This is a genomic window from Vibrio sp. 1069 (assembly GCF_033340555.1).
Genome location: NZ_JAWOWP010000108.1, coordinates 1 through 1,081 on the forward strand (window position 1 = coordinate 1; position 1,081 = coordinate 1,081).

Sequence of the window (1,081 nt, forward strand, 5' to 3'; positions counted from 1 at the left end):
TTATTGAGTCGAATGCTTCCTGCGCATGTCTACGTGTGGAATTCCATCTTCTAAGTAACTGTCAGAAATAACTTCAAATCCATGGTGAGCATAAAAATCGATAAGATGTTCTTGTGCACCAATGTCTATGGTTTTTTCGGGCCATAACGTAGAGCATGCTTGGATGGCTTGTGTGATTAGCTGATGGCCTAAGCCACCACCTCGGGCTGTTTGTTTGGTCACGACTCGGCCAATACTGACGTTATTGTTAGTGGTTTCCGCTTGCAGAAGCCGAGCGCAGGCAACTAATTCATCATTGTGGTAGCCGAGTAGGTGATGAACGCCGTCAATAATATCCTTACCATCTAGCTCCGGGTACGGGCAAGTTTGCTCGACGACGAACACGTCGACGCGTAAGCGCAGCATCTCATACAGTTGTAAGGTAGTTAGTTGAGCAAAAGGCAAAGTGATCCAAGTGGTCATGTCCGTCGTCCATAATGATAGTAGAGTGCCTGAATGTACTCGCTTTTGTTTCAATACTCATTAACAATGGTTAATTTTCACTGGTCTTCCCAGAAAATCTGGCGATAATGTGCCCTCTTTTTCATCCCACCTGAGGATATTCCCTGTGAGCAAACAAACTTTTGACCAAGTAGGCCTGAACCCAGCGCTACTAGAAACGCTGGATTCATTGAACTACACCCATATGACGCCAATTCAAGCGTTAAGCTTACCGGCGATTTTGAATCAGCGTGACGTAATTGGTCAGGGTAAAACGGGCTCGGGTAAAACAGCTGCGTTTGGTCTTGGCGTGCTATCAAATCTAAACGTAAAACGATTTCGCGTGCAGGCTTTGGTGCTGTGTCCGACTCGCGAACTGGCGGATCAAGTTGCGAAAGAAATTCGAACGCTAGGGCGTGGTATCCATAACATTAAAGTACTTACGTTGTGCGGCGGTATGCCGATGGGACCGCAAATTGGTTCGTTAGAGCATGGTGCACATATCCTTGTTGGTACTCCGGGGCGTATTCTGGATCACCTTGAGAAAGGCCGTATTAACTTGGAAGAGTTGAATACATTGGTGCTGGATGAAGCCGATCGT

Annotated in this window: 2 protein-coding genes; one reads left to right on the top strand and one right to left on the bottom strand. The window is 46.6% G+C overall.

The window, feature by feature from the left end; genetic code table 11:
* The gene (locus tag R7040_RS24755; RefSeq protein ID WP_318097314.1) at positions 1–462 is read right to left on the bottom strand and encodes a GNAT family N-acetyltransferase; all 462 of its coding nucleotides are present in this window, start codon (positions 460–462) and stop codon (positions 1–3) included.
* A gap of 223 nt (positions 463–685) precedes the next feature.
* Between R7040_RS24755 and R7040_RS24760 the strand changes: the two genes are divergently transcribed.
* A partial coding sequence (locus tag R7040_RS24760) for a DEAD/DEAH box helicase (protein ID WP_411978197.1) occupies positions 686–1,081 on the top strand: 396 nt, incomplete at its 3' end.